Source organism: Streptomyces sp. NPDC001410 (genome assembly GCF_042895235.1).
Classification (GTDB): Bacteria; Actinomycetota; Actinomycetes; order Streptomycetales; family Streptomycetaceae; genus Streptomyces.
Genome location: NZ_JBIAWE010000006.1, coordinates 136509 through 151956, shown reverse-complemented (window position 1 = coordinate 151956; position 15448 = coordinate 136509). Strand labels below are relative to the sequence as shown.

General features: G+C 70.7%; 9 protein-coding genes. 5 read left to right on the top strand and 4 right to left on the bottom strand.

The window, feature by feature from the left end:
• Positions 1-26: 26 nt before the first annotated feature.
• A complete protein-coding gene (locus tag ACFY3C_RS14575) occupies positions 27-1817 on the bottom strand; it encodes a DUF2334 domain-containing protein (protein WP_390770962.1) in 1791 nt (596 codons plus the stop codon).
• A 510-nt stretch (positions 1818-2327) separates the two neighbouring features.
• Here ACFY3C_RS14575 and ACFY3C_RS14570 point away from each other — a divergent pair.
• From ACFY3C_RS14570 to ACFY3C_RS14560, 3 genes are all read left to right on the top strand, one after another.
• Positions 2328-3527 (top strand): glycosyltransferase, encoded by a 1200-nt coding sequence (locus ACFY3C_RS14570; RefSeq protein ID WP_386574483.1) that lies wholly within the window; start codon positions 2328-2330, stop codon positions 3525-3527.
• A gap of 122 nt (positions 3528-3649) precedes the next feature.
• On the top strand, positions 3650-4813 hold the full coding sequence (gene wecB / locus ACFY3C_RS14565) for a non-hydrolyzing UDP-N-acetylglucosamine 2-epimerase (RefSeq protein ID WP_390770961.1): 1164 nt from the start codon (positions 3650-3652) through the stop codon (positions 4811-4813).
• Entirely contained in the window at positions 4810-5520 is a 711-nt protein-coding gene (locus ACFY3C_RS14560; RefSeq protein WP_390770960.1) for a calcium-binding protein, read from the top strand. Before wecB ends, ACFY3C_RS14560 begins: the two co-directional genes overlap by 4 nt.
• A 98-nt stretch (positions 5521-5618) precedes the next feature.
• Here ACFY3C_RS14560 and ACFY3C_RS14555 read toward each other — a convergent pair whose 3' ends face one another.
• The 3 genes from ACFY3C_RS14555 to ACFY3C_RS14545 form a co-directional block, all read right to left on the bottom strand.
• Entirely contained in the window at positions 5619-7082 is a 1464-nt protein-coding gene (locus tag ACFY3C_RS14555) for a glutamate synthase subunit beta (protein WP_386574210.1), read from the bottom strand.
• Positions 7075-11670 carry a glutamate synthase large subunit gene (gene gltB / locus ACFY3C_RS14550; RefSeq protein WP_390770959.1) on the bottom strand — a complete coding sequence of 1532 codons (4596 nt, stop codon included), beginning with the start codon at positions 11668-11670 and terminating at the stop codon, positions 7075-7077. Before gltB ends, ACFY3C_RS14555 begins: the two co-directional genes overlap by 8 nt.
• A gap of 400 nt (positions 11671-12070) precedes the next feature.
• Positions 12071-12802 (bottom strand): VIT1/CCC1 transporter family protein, encoded by a 732-nt coding sequence (locus ACFY3C_RS14545; protein ID WP_389183580.1) that lies wholly within the window; start codon positions 12800-12802, stop codon positions 12071-12073.
• A 305-nt stretch (positions 12803-13107) separates the two neighbouring features.
• Between ACFY3C_RS14545 and ACFY3C_RS14540 the strand changes: the two genes are divergently transcribed.
• Together ACFY3C_RS14540 and ACFY3C_RS14535 are read left to right on the top strand one after the other, a co-directional pair.
• On the top strand, positions 13108-14331 hold the full coding sequence (locus ACFY3C_RS14540) for an ADP-ribosylglycohydrolase family protein (protein ID WP_390770958.1): 1224 nt from the start codon (positions 13108-13110) through the stop codon (positions 14329-14331).
• The gene (locus ACFY3C_RS14535) at positions 14328-15443 is read left to right on the top strand and encodes an ADP-ribosylglycohydrolase family protein (RefSeq protein ID WP_390770957.1); all 1116 of its coding nucleotides are present in this window, start codon (positions 14328-14330) and stop codon (positions 15441-15443) included. The genes ACFY3C_RS14540 and ACFY3C_RS14535 overlap by 4 nt, the downstream gene beginning before the upstream one ends.
• The last annotated feature ends 5 nt before the right edge of the window (positions 15444-15448 follow it).

Below are 15448 nucleotides of genomic sequence, written 5' to 3'. Positions count from 1 at the left end.
GGTCCTCCTCCTGGGGGCGGGCGCCGTCACAGCGCCGCCGGGCTGACGAAGGTGTAGCCGAGTGCCCTGATGCCGTCGATCGTGTCCTTCAACGGCTGCACCGGGTAGTACGGGTGGTAGAAGAAGCTCGCCACTCCGTCGCGCACCGCCAGGTTGGCCTTCGCCGAGGCGATGAGGTCGGCGGGCAGGCGCGCCGGGTGGTTGTTGTACGCCTCCGGCTCGTAGTTGCCGATGTTCTCGGGCAGCACCTTGGTGCCGTAGACGTCCTTCACGACGTACGGGAAGAACTGGCCGATGAACCGGTTCGGGTCGGACGGGGCCCCGCTCAGCGTCCCGGCGAAGTAGAGCGAACGCTCAAGACGCGCCGAGAAGTTGCCGCTGAAGACCTTGTAGTCGGCCGCGGAGCCCGCGTAGTGCGGGGTCGTCCACAGCGTCGGCTTGGGCAGGCCCGCCAGCGCGAACTGGGCGAGCGCGCTGGTGACCCGGGTCTGCGCCCAGAGACTGGAGTCCTCGGCGACCGGGCCGTCGTAGACGACGTTGTTCGCGGAGTCGACGTGCGCCCGGTAGAACTCGAAGTCGTCACCGGTGACACCGTTGTAGGGGTTGGCGACGTTGCCGTACTGGTGGGTGTAGCCGTGGTCCATCAGGACCGCGCCCCTGGCCAGCATGTACTTCAGCGCGCTGACCACCTGCGGGCGCTGGGCGAGCGTGATCGCCTGCGGGACGCCGTTGTTGTAGGTGCCGCCCGGGTCCGAGTAGACGGGGATCACGTTGATGCCGTAGGGGATGTGCTGCGAGTAGAGGTAGTCGGCCATCGCGCGCAGCTCGGTGGGGTCGGCGTCGGGGCTGATGTCCTCCAGGCGCACCATCGCCCGGTGCCGCTCGGTGGTGGCCGGGGCGAGGGCGTCGAAGAGCAGGTCCTCGAAGGCGATGACGCGGTCGGCCTCGGAGACGTAGGCGAACGGGATCTCACCGATGTAGGTGAGGTTGGACGAGCGGATGGCCCAGCTGAAGGTGTGCCCGTTCGAGCTGTCCAGGCCCTCCGCGAGCCGGGTGACGGCCGGATACCCGGGCCCCGTCAGGACGTTGGGGCGCAGCACGCCGCCGTCCTGCCCGGCCGGGATGGTGCGGGTCAGCGTCTGGCCGCGGTACGTCACCTGTGTGACGTTGCCGATCGAACCGCCGTCCTCGTAGTACGACGTCGTCGGGTCCCAGCCGTACTTCTGCGTGAACTGGGCTACGCCCACCGCCCCCGCCATGTTCCAGATGTTGGCGCCCATCCAGATCACCGGCTTGGTGCTCGCCGACGCGTCGGCGTAGAACGCGGCCGGGACGGCGTCCGGGATGGTGCCGCCGTAGTACGTCGAGCCGATGTAGATCACGGCCGAGTACGAGTCGATCATCCCGGCGGTGTACTGCTGGACCGGCTTGGCCGTCACCGTGCCGAAGTGGCCGGCGAGGTTGGCCGTGGCCATCGCGTACAGCTCGCCCAGCTGCCCGTAGGGGCCCGCCGTGTCGTAGAGGACGAGTGCGGGCTGAGCGGCGTCCGCGGCCGCGTCGGCAGGGGCGAGCAGGGCAGGCCGGGTCGCGGTGGTCGCCTTGGCCGCAGTGCGGACAGGGACGGTGGCCGCGGCTGCGCGGGTGGTCAGGGTAGTGGTCGGGCTGGTCTTGGGGTGCGGCCGGGTACGCCGCGTCTGGTCGGCCTTGAGCTGGGCCTTCGCCCAGCCCTTGAGGTCGACCCGGTTGAGTCCGGACCTGGTGCCGGCGGCCTCGCCCCTGTGGTGCCGCCCCCCGGCGGCCTGGGCGTTGGTGGCCATGAATGTGCCGCTCAGCAGAGCGGCGACGAGTAGTAGAACGACGGAAATTCGGCTGCGTGCCCGCCTCCGAGGCGGGATCACTCGTCTCACGATCTTCCCCCCACTTTGCCAAATGATTGACGAAGCATTTGGCGTTAGGAAGACCAGATTCTTCTGGTCACCTCGACGACTGTCAAATGTCCTTCTCGGTCCCGGAAGGTCTGCTAAGTTCGCCTCGCGCATTGGGGATGCGCACCGAATATGGGGGGACAATGTACGGACGACCCGCCCTGGGGGCACTGCTGCCCCTGGCAGGCGCGATGGCCGCACCGGAAGCAATACCCGGACTACCTTTGGCCAAGGCGCTACAAGCGGTAGCCGGGGCCGGATTTCTGTTCTACTGCCTGACGGCGTGCCTGATACTGCTGGCCCGGATACATCTGCGACGTCAGGGACAGCGGATGCGGGCCCATACCGGGGGCAGCCGTGATCATTGAGCTGCTCCTTTGGTCGAGCATCACTCTGATCGTGATGGCCGGCTGCTACAACACCAGTCTTTTCCTTCTCTCCCGACGCAGAATTCGGCGCTCCAGAACAGACCGGAGAGAACGTTTCTACGTATTCCTGCTGGCGTGTCTGAACGAGGAGAAAGTTCTCGCGGAAAGCCTTGCGCGCATCACTTCTTTACCCGCCAGGAATTTCATGGCCCTGGTCATAGACGACGGCTCCGACGATCGCACCAGTGAAATCGCGCTGGCCGCCGACCCGAACCTGGTCCGGCTGCACCGGCGCACTCCGCCGAACGCACGCCGGGGCAAGGGCGCCGCCCTCAACGACGGGGTGCGGCACCTCAGGGAGTCCGGTCTGCTCGCCGGGCACGACCCGGCGGACGTCGTGCTGTGCGTGGTCGACGCGGACGGGCGGCTCGACCCGCACGTCGTGCAGTCCGTCGACCCGTACTTCGACGACCCGCGTACGGGCGCGGTCCAGGTCTGCGTCCGTATGTACAACCGGCACCTGGGGCTGCTCGCCCGCATGCAGGACATGGAGTTCGTCGTGTACGGCGACGTGTTCCAGAGCGCCCGGCGCTTCATCGGCAGCGTGGGCATGGGCGGCAACGGGCAGTTCATGCGGCTGTCGGCGCTCAACACGCTGGACGGGAACGGCCCGTGGAGCGACAGCCTCACCGAGGACCTCGACCTCGGGGTACGGCTGATCGCCAAGGGCTGGACCAACATGCACTGCACCACCGCCGCGGTGTCCCAGCAGGCCGTGCTCAGCCTGCGCCGCCTGGTCCGGCAGCGATCCCGCTGGTTCCAGGGTCATCTGCAGTCCGCCGGTCTCGTCCCGCTCATCCTCAGGGACGTGCCGACCCGGCCGGCGCTGGACATGCTCTACCACCTGTCGAGCCCGGTCCTGATCCTGCTCACCTCGCTGCTGCCGATCTCCTTCCTGGTCGCCCTGGGTGCCACCGTGATGGCCTCCGTCCAGGTGGGCCACGCGCTCGTGTCACCGATGTGGCTGCTCGGGCCGTACGTGCTCTCGTTCACGGCCGCCTACACGTACGGCTACGTGTACTTCAAGCGTGAGCGGGAGCTCGGGCTGGTGCGCTGTGTGCTCCTCGCCCATGTCTTCGTCTTCTACGGCTACATCTGGTTCTTCGCCGGCTGGTGGGGGTTCTGGCGGATGCTCACCGGCAAGCAGACCTGGCTGAAGACCGCGCGCACCTGAGGGCCACCGTCCCTCTCCCGCGGCCTTCCCGCCGCGCTTCTCTCATCTCTTCTCTCATCTCCGCACCGCTCACACCCTTGCGCGGTCCTGCGACGATCGCGCATGCCCTAGGGGGGCCTTACATGTCCACACCTCCGTCAACCCTGCCCGTACGCGCCATGCTGGTGCTGGGCACCCGGCCGGAAGCGATCAAGCTGGCGCCGGTGGCGCGGGCCATGGCCGACAGCGAGCAGTTCGAGCCGATCGTCGTCACCACCGGCCAGCACCGCGAGATGCTCCACCAGATGCTCGGCCTGCTCTGCGTCGACGTACGGGTCGCGCTCGACGTGATGCGCAGCCGGCAGCAGCTGTCCGAGCTGACCGCCCGACTGGTCGGCGAGCTGGGCGAGGCCATGCGGGAGCAACGGCCGGACCTGGTCGTGGTGCAGGGGGACACCACGACCGCGCTGGCCGGCGCCCTGGCCGCGTTCTACGAGAAGATCCCGGTCGCCCACGTCGAGGCAGGGCTGCGCACCGGAGTCATCGACAACCCGTTCCCGGAGGAGCTGAACCGCAGCCTCATCGGACGCATGGCCCGCTGGCACTTCGCCCCGACCTCGCGCGCGGCACGGCATCTGACCGACGAGGGCGTCCCGGCGGAGCAGGTGTTCACCACCGGCAACACCGTCATCGACAACCTGCTGTGGGTGCTGGCCGAGGGCACCGGCACCTCGGCGTTCCGCACCGGCGCCCGGCGGGTCCTGGTGACCCTGCACCGCCGGGAGAACCAGGGCGAGCGGATGCGCGGCATGGGCCGTGCGCTCACCCGGCTCGCCGGGCGCGGGGACGTGGAGATCGTGCTGCCGCTGCACAAGAGCCCCGCCGTACGGGACGCGCTGCTGCCCGAACTCGACGGCCACGCCGGCATCTCGCTCGTCGAACCGCTCGACTACCTGGACTTCGCGGCCACGCTGGCCGAGTGCGACCTGGTGCTCACCGACTCCGGCGGCATCCAGGAGGAGGCCCCGAGCCTGAGCAAGCCCGCGCTGGTGCTGCGTACGACCACCGAGCGCCCGGAGGCGGTCGAGGCCGGCGCGGCCCGGCTGATCGGCACGGACCCGGACGCCATCGTCACCTGGGCCGAGCGGCTGCTGGACGATCCGCTGGAGTACCGGCGGATGGCGACCGCGGGCAACCCGTTCGGGGACGGACGGGCCGCCGGGCGTGTACTCGCCCAACTGGCCGAGGACTTCGCCGCCGAAGTTCCGGTCGGCCTCACCGCTTCCGGGCCATACTCTGCGGCATGACGTCATCGCTCCTGCGCCCCCGCCGCCGGATCCCGCCGATCCCACAGGGGCGCAGGGGCCGTCTTCTCACCACCCTGGCACTGGCGCTCACGCTGACCGCGCTCCTGGCGGTCGCCCTGACCCAGTGCCGGGGCGAGGCCGCACCGCCGCCCAAGCCCTGGATCGACGGCACGGTCCACGGCCGCTGGCTCTCGGTGTTCAACGGCCACGGCACAAACGTGGGCGACGACGACTCCCTGTCGCTCTCCCCCAAGGCGGCGGAAGACCCTGGCACCACCCACGCGGGCCTCGTGGTGAGCACCGCCTCGTACACGGACGTACGGTACGAGGCCCGGATGCGGACGGTGCGGCAGCTGCGCGATCCCGACCCGAACCCGTGGGAAGTGCCGTGGCTGGTCTGGGCGTACACCGATCCCGAGCACTTCTACTACATCACCCTCAAGCCGAACGGCTGGGAGCTGGGGAAGCGGGATCCGGCCTATCCGGGAGGCCAGCGCTTCCTGGCGACCGGGCGGACGGTGTACCCGGTGGGCGCCTGGTACACGGTCCGGGTGGAGCAGAACGGCGGGAACCTCGCCGTCGAGGTGGGCGGCAGGCACCTGGTGACCTTCGTCGACGACGAACGGCCGTACACCGAGGGCAGGGTGGGCGCCTACACCGAGGACGCGACCGTGAAGTTCCAGGGGCTGAAGGCGAGTTCACGCTGAAAAGGCGGCGACGCCTGCCCACGTCCGGTCGGGGACTGTGGGGCAGGCGCCACCAGTGTTCCGTACGCCTTTGTACGGGACGTTCTACTGCGGGACCGTCAGACCATCAGCGAGCGGTCCGTCGGGCGGATCGGGGCCGGCAGGTCGCTCGCTCCGGTCAGGTGCCGGTCGACACCGCGGGCGGCCGAGCGGCCTTCCGCGATCGCCCACACGATGAGGGACTGGCCGCGGCCGGCGTCACCGGCGACGAACACACCCGGCACGTTGGTCTGGAAGTCGGCGTCGCGAGCGATGTTACCGCGCTCGTCGAGGCCCAGGCCGAACTGCTCCACCAGGCCGTTCTCCCGGTCGGTGCCGGTGAAGCCCATGGCGAGGGTGACCAGCTGGGCCGGGATCTTGCGCTCGGTGCCCGGCTTCGGGGTCAGCCTGCCGTCGACGAACTCGACCTCGGTCAGGTGCAGCCACTGCACGTTGCCGTCCTCGTCGCCCTCGAAGTGGGTCGTCGAGACGGAGTAGACCCGCTCGCCGCCCTCCTCGTGCGCCGAGGTGACCTTGTAGAGCATCGGGAAGGTCGGCCAGGGCTGGCTGGTCGGGTGCCGCTCGTCGTTCGGGCGGGGCATGATCTCCAGCTGGGTGACGGAGGCCGCGCCCTGGCGGTGGGCGGTGCCCACGCAGTCGGCGCCGGTGTCGCCACCGCCGATGACGACGACGTGCTTGCCCTCGGCCGAGATCGGCGCGGTGACGTAGTCGCCCTCCTGCACCTTGTTGGCCAGCGGCAGGTACTCCATCGCCTGGTGGATGCCCTTGAGCTCGCGACCCGGCACCGGCAGGTCACGGGCGGTCGTGGCGCCGGCGGCGATCACGATCGCGTCGTACCGCTTCTTCAGGTCGGTCGCCTTGAGGTCGCGGCCGATCTCGATGCCGGTGCGGAAGCGGGTGCCCTCCGCGCGCATCTGCTCGATACGGCGGTTGATGTGCCGCTTCTCCATCTTGAACTCGGGGATGCCGTACCGGAGGAGGCCTCCGACGCGGTCCGCGCGCTCGTAGACGGCGACCGTGTGGCCGGCCCGGGTCAGCTGCTGGGCGGCGGCGAGGCCCGCCGGGCCCGAGCCGATGACGGCGACGGTCTTGCCGGACAGGCGCTCGGGGATCTGCGGGGCGACGTCCCCGGTCTCCCACGCCTTGTCGATGATCGAGACCTCGACGTTCTTGATGGTGACCGGCTGCTGGTTGATGCCGAGCACGCACGCCGACTCGCAGGGGGCCGGGCAGAGGCGACCGGTGAACTCCGGGAAGTTGTTGGTCGCGTGCAGGCGCTCCTGGGCGGCCGCCCAGTCCTCGCGGTAGGCGTAGTCGTTCCACTCGGGGATCAGGTTCCCCAGCGGACAGCCGTTGTGGCAGAACGGGATGCCGCAGTCCATGCACCGGCTGGCCTGCTTGCTGATGATCGGCAGCAGGGAGCCGGGGACGTAGACCTCGTTCCAGTCCTTGACGCGCTCGGTGACGGGGCGGGTCTTGGCGACCTCACGGCCGTGGTTCAGGAAGCCCTTCGGGTCAGCCATTGATCGCCGCCTCCATCATCTTCTCGGTGATCTCGGTCTCGGAGAGACCGGCTCGCTCGGCGGCGTCCTTGGCGGCGAGCACTGCCTTGTAGGTGCTGGGGATGATCTTGCTGAATCGCGCCACGGCCGCGTCCCAGTCGGCCAGCAGCTTCTCGGCGACCGTCGAGCCGGTCTCCTCGGCGTGGCGGCGCACCACGTCGTGCAGCCACTGCTTGTCCGAGTCGTCCAGCGTCTCGACCGCGCCGACATTGCCGACGTTGACGTTGTCGCGGTCGAGGTCGATGACGTACGCGATGCCGCCGGACATGCCCGCCGCGAAGTTGCGGCCGGTCTGGCCGAGGACCACCGCGCGACCGCCGGTCATGTACTCGCAGCCGTGGTCGCCCACGCCCTCGGAGACGACCAGCGCGCCGGAGTTGCGGACGCAGAACCGCTCACCGGTACGGCCGCGCAGGAACAGCTCGCCGCCGGTGGCGCCGTAGGCGATGGTGTTGCCCGCGATGGTCGAGTACTCGGCGAGGTGGTCGGCCGCGCGGTCCGGGCGGACGACGACGCGGCCGCCGGAGAGGCCCTTGCCGACGTAGTCGTTGGCGTCGCCCTCCAGGCGCAGCGTGACGCCGCGCGGCAGGAACGCGCCGAAGGACTGGCCGGCGGAGCCGGTGAAGGTGATGTCGATGGTGTCGTCGGGCAGGCCCGCGCCACCGAACTTCTTCGTCACCTCGTGGCCGAGCATGGTGCCGACCGTGCGGTTGATGTTGCGGATGGCGACCTGGGCGCGCACCGGCTGTGCCTCGGTGGCGTCCGAGGCGGCGAGCGCGTCCGCGGCCAGCTTGATCAGCTCGTTGTCCAGGGCCTTCTCCAGGCCGTGGTCCTGCTCGACGATCTGGTGGCGCACCGCGCCCTCGGGCAGCGCCGGCACGTGGAACAGCGGCTCCAGGTTCAGGCCCTGCGCCTTCCAGTGGTCGACGGCACGGGCGACGTCGAGCGCCTCGGCGTGGCCGACGGCCTCCTCGATGGAGCGGAAGCCCAGCTCGGCGAGGATCTCGCGGACCTCCTCGGCGATGAACTGGAAGAAGTTCACCACGTACTCGGCCTTGCCGTTGAAGCGGTCGCGCAGGGTCGGGTTCTGGGTGGCGATGCCGACCGGGCAGGTGTCCAGGTGGCAGACGCGCATCATCACGCAGCCGGAGACGACGAGCGGAGCGGTCGCGAAACCGAACTCCTCGGCGCCGAGCAGCGCGGCGATGACCACGTCACGGCCGGTCTTCAGCTGGCCGTCCGTCTGGACCACGATCCGGTCGCGCAGGCCGTTGAGCAGCAGCGTCTGCTGCGTCTCGGCCAGGCCCAGCTCCCAGGGACCGCCCGCGTGCTTGAGCGAGGTCAGCGGGGAGGCACCCGTACCGCCGTCGTGACCCGAGATCAGGACCACGTCCGCGTGCGCCTTGGACACACCGGCCGCGACCGTGCCGACGCCGACCTCCGACACCAGCTTCACGTGGATACGTGCGGCCGGGTTGGCGTTCTTGAGGTCGTGGATCAGCTGGGCCAGGTCCTCGATGGAGTAGATGTCGTGGTGCGGCGGCGGGGAGATGAGACCCACGCCCGGCGTCGAGTGACGCGTCTTCGCGACCCACGGGTAGACCTTGTGGCCGGGCAGCTGGCCGCCCTCGCCGGGCTTGGCGCCCTGGGCCATCTTGATCTGGATGTCGTCCGCGTTGACCAGGTACTCGGAGGTCACACCGAAGCGGCCGGAGGCGACCTGCTTGATGCTGGACCGGCGCGCCGGGTCGTACAGGCGCTCCGGGTCCTCGCCGCCCTCACCGGTGTTGGACTTGCCGCCCAGCTGGTTCATGGCGATGGCGAGGGTCTCGTGCGCCTCCTTGGAGATGGAGCCGTACGACATGGCGCCGGTCGAGAACCGCTTGACTATCTCGCTCGCCGGCTCGACCTCGTCGATGGAAATGGGCCGGCGCTCGGACTTGAAGCCGAACAGGCCGCGCAGCGTCATCAGGCGCTCGGACTGCTCGTTCACCCGCTCCGTGTACTTCTTGAAGATGTCGTACCGGCCGGAGCGCGTGGAGTGCTGCAGGCGGAAGATCGTCTCCGGGTCGAACAGGTGCGGCTCGCCCTCGCGGCGCCACTGGTACTCGCCGCCGATCTCAAGGGCGCGGTGCGCCGGGGCGATGCCGGAGGCCGGGTAGGCCTTGGCGTGGCGGGCGGCGACCTCCTTGGCGATGACGTCGATGCCCACGCCGCCGATCTTGCTGGCGGTGCCGTTGAAGTACTTCTCGACGAAGGTGTCCTCCAGGCCGACGGCCTCGAAGACCTGGGCGCCGCGGTAGGAGGCGACGGTCGAGATGCCCATCTTGGACATGACCTTCAGGACGCCCTTGCCGAGGGCGTAGATCAGGTTGCGGATGGCCTTCTCGGGCTCTATGTCCGACAGGAAGGTGCCCGCGCGGACCAGGTCCTCGACGGACTCCATCGCCAGGTACGGGTTCACGGCCGCGGCGCCGAAGCCGATCAGCAGCGCGACGTGGTGGACCTCGCGGACGTCGCCGGCCTCGACCAGCAGGCCCACGTGGGTGCGCTGCTTGGTGCGGATGAGGTGGTGGTGGACGGCCGCGGTGAGCAGCAGCGACGGGATCGGCGCGTGCTCGGCGTCCGAGTGCCGGTCCGACAGGACGATCAGCCGGGCGCCGTTCTCGATGGCCGCGTCGGCCTCGGCGCAGATCTCGTCGATCCGCGCGGCGAGGGCGTCACCGCCGCCGGAGACCCGGAACAGGCCGGAGAGGGTCGCGGCCTTGAAGCCGGGCATGTCGCCGTCGGCGTTGACGTGGATGAGCTTGGCCAGCTCGTCGTTGTCGATGACCGGGAAGGGCAGCACGACGGAGCGGCAGGAGGCGGCGGTCGGGTCGAGCAGGTTGCCCTGCGGGCCCAGCGAGCTGCGCAGGGAGGTGACCAGCTCCTCGCGGATCGCGTCCAGCGGCGGGTTGGTGACCTGCGCGAACAGCTGCGTGAAGTAGTCGAAGAGCAGCCGCGGGCGCTCGGAGAGAGCGGCGATCGGCGAGTCGGTGCCCATCGAACCGATCGGCTCGGCGCCGGCCTTGGCCATCGGCGCGAGGATGACGCGCAGCTCCTCCTCGGTGTAGCCGAAGGTCTGCTGGCGGCGGGTGACCGAGGCGTGGGTGTGGACGATGTGCTCGCGCTCGGGCAGGTCGCCCAGCTCGATCTCACCGGCCTCCAGCCACTCGGCGTACGGCTGCTCGGCGGCGAGGGACGCCTTGATCTCGTCGTCCTCGATGATGCGGTGCTCGACGGTGTCGACCAGGAACATCTTGCCGGGCTGCAGGCGGCCCTTGCGGACGACCCTGGCCGGGTCGATGTCGAGGACGCCGACCTCGGAGCCGAGGACGACGAGGCCGTCGTCGGTGACCCAGTAGCGGCCGGGGCGCAGACCGTTGCGGTCGAGCACGGCGCCGACCTGGGTGCCGTCGGTGAAGGTGACGCAGGCGGGGCCGTCCCAGGGCTCCATCATCGTGGAGTGGAACTGGTAGAAGGCGCGCCGGGCCGGGTCCATGGAGTCGTGGTTCTCCCACGCCTCCGGGATCATCATCAGCACGGCGTGCGGGAGCGAGCGGCCGCCGAGGTGGAGCAGCTCGAGCACCTCGTCGAAGGACGCGGAGTCGGAGGCGTCCGGGGTGCAGACCGGGAAGATGCGGTCCAGCTTCTCCTGGTGGCCGAACAGGTCGGACACCAGCTGGGACTCACGGGCGCGCATCCAGTTGCGGTTGCCCTTGACGGTGTTGATCTCACCGTTGTGGGCGACGAACCGGTAGGGGTGCGCGAGCGGCCACGACGGGAAGGTGTTCGTGGAGAAGCGCGAGTGGACGAGCGCGACGGCCGAGGCGAAGCGGCGGTCGGACAGGTCCGGGAAGAAGGGCTCCAGCTGGCCGGTGGTCAGCATGCCCTTGTAGACGATCGTGCGGGCGGAGAGCGACGGGAAGTAGACACCGACCTCCCGCTCGGCGCGCTTGCGCAGCACGAAGGCCTTGCGGTCCAGCGCGATGCCCTCGCTGGCGCCGTCGGCGACGAAGACCTGCCGGAAGACCGGCATGGTGGACCGGGCGGTGGCACCCAGCAGTTCCGGTGCGACGGGAACCTCGCGCCAGCCGAGGACGGTCAGGCCCTCGTCGGCCGCGATCGTCTCGATCCGCGAGACGGCGTCCTGGGTCCCCTCACCCGGCAGGAAGGCGATGCCCACGGCATACGAGCCCGCCGCGGGAAGGTCGAATCCGGCGACCTCACGGAAGAAGGCGTCGGGCACCTGGGAGAGGATGCCGGCGCCGTCGCCGGAGTCGGGCTCGGAGCCGGTGGCGCCGCGGTGCTCGAGGTTGCGCAGGACAGTCAGCGCCTGCTCGACCAGCGCATGGCTCGCCTCACCGGTGAGGGTGGCCACGAAGCCGACGCCACAGGCGTCGCGCTCGTTGCGGGGGTCGTACATACCCTGCGCAGCAGGGCGAGCATCCATGAACGACCAGTTCTGGCCATTCGCGGAATGCTGGGACGGCTGGCGCGGCGTACGCATCGGCTCTCCCGTCGTCGTCATGTGGCAAGTGCCGAGGGACGACGTTGGCCCTCTGCGGATGTGGCTAAATTTCATGCAGGTTACATGATGGAGCGGTTCTCGGGAACCGGATACTCCGTTCCAGCATGCGGACGCCGCCCGGGTTTACGGCAGGTGCCGCGGGGTCACGGCAGCGCCGCACACGAGCGGCGGGAAAGTTTGGGGGGACCGAGCGGGACAAGATCGATCAGATCGGTGTCCGTCGGCCCGAAGGGGGGCGGGTGGAGCGTCGTCGCTCCTCCCGCGAGTGCGCCGCAGGCGTCATTGCCCACAGCGCTTACGGCTCATGCCCGGTGGTTAAGCATTCGAAACCAGCAAGTAACGGCTACTTATGCGGCCCATCGCATAGGTTGCGGTCGCACTATCCTACGGCCGTTCCGAACAGGCTGCCCAGGGCGTATGTCACACCGGCCGCCGCACCGCCCAGGGCGAGCTGCCTGAGGCCGCTGTACCACCAGGTCCGCGCGGTCACCCTGGCCACCACCGCACCACAGCCGAAGAGCCCGGCGAGCGCGAGCAGCAAGGCCGGCCAGAGGGCGGTCGCACCCAGCAGGAACGGCAGCACGGGCAGCAGGGCGCCGAGCGCGAACGACCCGAAGGACGACACGGCGGCGACCAGCGGCGACGGCAGGTCACCGGGGTCGATGCCCAGCTCCTCGCGGGCGTGGATCTCCAGGGCCTGCTCGGGGTCCTCGGACAGCTGCCGGGCGACCTCACGGGCCAGCTGCGGCTCCACCCCACGGGCCACGTAGAGCGCCGCCAGCTCGTCCTCCTCGTCCTGCGGGTGCTTGCGCAGCTCACGCCGCTCGACGTCGAGTTCGGCCTCGACGAGTTCGCGCTGCGAGGCGACGGAGGTGTACTCGCCGGCCGCCATGGAGAAGGCGCCGGCGGCGAGGCCCGCGAGCCCGGTGATGACGATCGTCTGGTGACCGACGGAACCGCCGGCGACACCGGTCAGCAGAGCGAGGTTGGAGACCAGGCCGTCCATGGCACCGAAGACGGCGGGACGCAGCCAGCCGCCGTTCACGTCCCGGTGCGTGTGGTTGTCGCGGTGCGCCTCGTGCAGCGCCGCCTCGGTCTCGATGATGGCCATGCGGGTCCCCCAGGAAGATTAGCCAAAGCTAACTTTGGATGAGTTCTACTTTTCGACAACAGCGAACGTACGCCGATAATTTCATCGCCGCCAGCAAGGAAAGGCTGGGCTAACCTGCGGATTTACCTCTATCCGCTCATCCGTGCTGATCATTGCTCAGATGCCGACTGGGTGACACGGCGCCTGCCGAGGCTCACGCGCGCCCCTCCCGTGGGAGACATCCGCAAAGGTCCCCGTGACCCCCTTGAGGTCCCGACGCGGCCCCGCTGTCGCCCCGTCGTGGTCCCGTGAAGGAGAGGCCGCCCATGGCATCGATCGCCTGCACTCCCCCGGCCCCGGCGCCCGGGGACGCCACCGGACTGCGCGAACGGGCCCGCGGCGCCCTGCTCGGCCTGGCCGTCGGGGACGCGCTCGGGGCGCCCGCGGAGAACCTGAAGCCCTCCGAGATCCGCGCCCGCTGGGGCCGCATCACGGGGTACGTCACCGAGGAGCCGTGCGGCACGGACGACACCGAGTACGCGATCTTCTCGGGCCTGCTGCTGGCCCGGCACGGCTCGGCACTCACCCCCGCCCATGTCGAGGCCGCATGGCACGAGTGGATCGCCGACCGGGCCGAGGGCTCCTTCCGCGGCGCGGGCTTCAGCGAGCGGGGCACGCTGGAGAACCTCCGCCGCGGCCTCGCGGCGCCCATCTCCGCCCAGCACCGGCACGCCTGGAGCGACGGCCTGGCGATGCGGGCGGCCCCCTTCGGCGTCTTCGCGGCGGGCCGCCCCGCCGAAGCGGCCCGTCTGGTGGCGATCGACGGCCTGGTCAGCCACGAGGGCGAGGGCATCTACGGCGGCCAGGCGGTCGCGGCGGGAGTGGCGGCGGCGATGGCGGGCGCCTCGCCCGCGGTGGTGATCGCCTCGGCGCTCGCCGTCGTCCCCGAGGACTCCTGGACCGCCCGCTCGCTGCGGCGGGCGGTGACCGTGGCCCACCGCGGCGAACGCGCGGTCCGCTCCGCGGTGGTCATCGGCGGCTACCCCTGGACCGACCTGGCCCCCGAGGCGGTCGCCCTCGCCTTCGGCGCGTACGCGGCGGCGGACGGCGACTTCCGGGAGGCGGTCCTCACGGCGGTCAACATGGGCCGCGACGCGGACACGACGGCCGCGGTGGCGGGCGCCCTGTCCGGCGCGACCCAGGGCGCCTCGGCGATCCCGCCGGAGTGGGCATCGGCGATCGGCCCGGTACGGGGCCGCTGTCTGCCCTCCATGGCCGGCCATCACGTCCTGGACGTGGCGGAGCTGCTGGTGCCGGGGGAGGGAGGGAAGTGGGGGGCGGGGGTGGTGCAGCCGGACTTTCTGCCGGAGGACGTTCGGGGGCTTGGGCCGACGACTTCTCAGCCGACCGAGCCCCCCACACCCCTCCCAGCCACTTCTCAGCCAAACGAGTCGGGTGGTGGGTGGGCAAAGGTCCGGGGGTCCAGGGGGCGGAGCCCCCTGGTCGGTGCGGGTAACTCCGCTCACCAGGACAGCGAGCCGGTGTCATGACGCGCCGCATCGAGGGACTCCTGCTGGGCCTAGCCGCAGGCGACGCCGCCGGCTGGCCCGCCGCCCGGCACCGCGCCGCCAGAATGCCCGAGTGGACCCGCCGCCTGACCCGCGAACTGGACACCTTCGCCGAGCAGAACGCCACCACCACCCTGCCCGTGCCGATCGCGCTCAACCAGCCGCCGGAACCCCTCCGCCTCGGCCCCTCCGACGATGCCGAGTGGGCGGCGTTCGCCGCGGAGGCGGTCCTGCGGGCCGGCGGCGACGACGTGCTCGGCGACCTCAGCCGGGAACGCCGTATGCGCGCCGCCATCGACCTCACCTGGACCGCCGTCGCCGCCGAGGTCGCCGCGGCGGCGGACCGCGCGCCCGAGATCGAGTCCGCCGTACTGCCCCTGCGCGCCCGCATCTCCGTACGCGCCGGCCTCGGCAACCTCGCCGCCGGCCTGCGCCCGCCCGCCACCGGCCACGACAACCCGCACTACTTCGACGACGCCGCCTGCGTCCGCGCCTGCGTCCTCGCGGTGGCCCACCCCGGCGACCCCCAACGCGCCGCCGGCCTCGCCGAGTTCGACGCCCGCTACACCCAGGACGGCGACGGCGTGCACGGCGCCCGCGCGATGGCGGCGGCCCTCGCGCTCGCCCTCACCGGAGCGGACCCGGACACCTGTGTGACGGCCGCGCTCGCCGAACTCCCCGCGGCGACGGAGATCGGCCGCAACACCCGCCACGCCCTCGCCCTGGCCGAGGACAGCGAGTCGGCGTTCGCCCTCGTCCCCCTCCTCGAACACCAGATCGTCGACCACGTCTACAGCTACGGCATCGCCGCCGCCGAGACCGTCCCCGTCGCCCTGGCCCTCGCCACGGCCGCCCGGGGCCGCCTCGCCGAGGCCGTCCCCGCCGCCGCCTGTCTGTCCCGGGTCGCCGACTCCGCCCCCGCCCTCGCGGGTGCGCTCACCGGCGCCCTGGGCGGCGGCGCGGCCGTCCCGGCCGGCTGGCGCGACGCCTGCCGAGTCCTCTCCGGCTGCGCCCTCCCCCGCCTCACCGGCACCGACCTGGTGGAACTCGCCGGACTCCTGGAAGCCGCACAACGGGCCCGACCAGGAGGATGATTCGG

Bases quoted from the DNA above. Each gene is read 5' to 3' on its own strand.
- ACFY3C_RS14575 (WP_390770962.1), bottom strand. From the start codon at position 1,817: ATGGCCACCAACGCCCAGGCCGCCGGGGGGCGGCACCACAGGGGCGAG.
- ACFY3C_RS14570 (WP_386574483.1), top strand. From the start codon at position 2,328: ATGGCCGGCTGCTACAACACCAGTCTTTTCCTTCTCTCCCGACGCAGA.
- wecB (WP_390770961.1), top strand. From the start codon at position 3,650: ATGTCCACACCTCCGTCAACCCTGCCCGTACGCGCCATGCTGGTGCTG.
- ACFY3C_RS14560 (WP_390770960.1), top strand. From the start codon at position 4,810: ATGACGTCATCGCTCCTGCGCCCCCGCCGCCGGATCCCGCCGATCCCA.
- ACFY3C_RS14555 (WP_386574210.1), bottom strand. From the start codon at position 7,082: ATGGCTGACCCGAAGGGCTTCCTGAACCACGGCCGTGAGGTCGCCAAG.
- gltB (WP_390770959.1), bottom strand. From the start codon at position 11,670: ATGCGTACGCCGCGCCAGCCGTCCCAGCATTCCGCGAATGGCCAGAAC.
- ACFY3C_RS14545 (WP_389183580.1), bottom strand. From the start codon at position 12,802: ATGGCCATCATCGAGACCGAGGCGGCGCTGCACGAGGCGCACCGCGAC.
- ACFY3C_RS14540 (WP_390770958.1), top strand. From the start codon at position 13,108: ATGGCATCGATCGCCTGCACTCCCCCGGCCCCGGCGCCCGGGGACGCC.
- ACFY3C_RS14535 (WP_390770957.1), top strand. From the start codon at position 14,328: ATGACGCGCCGCATCGAGGGACTCCTGCTGGGCCTAGCCGCAGGCGAC.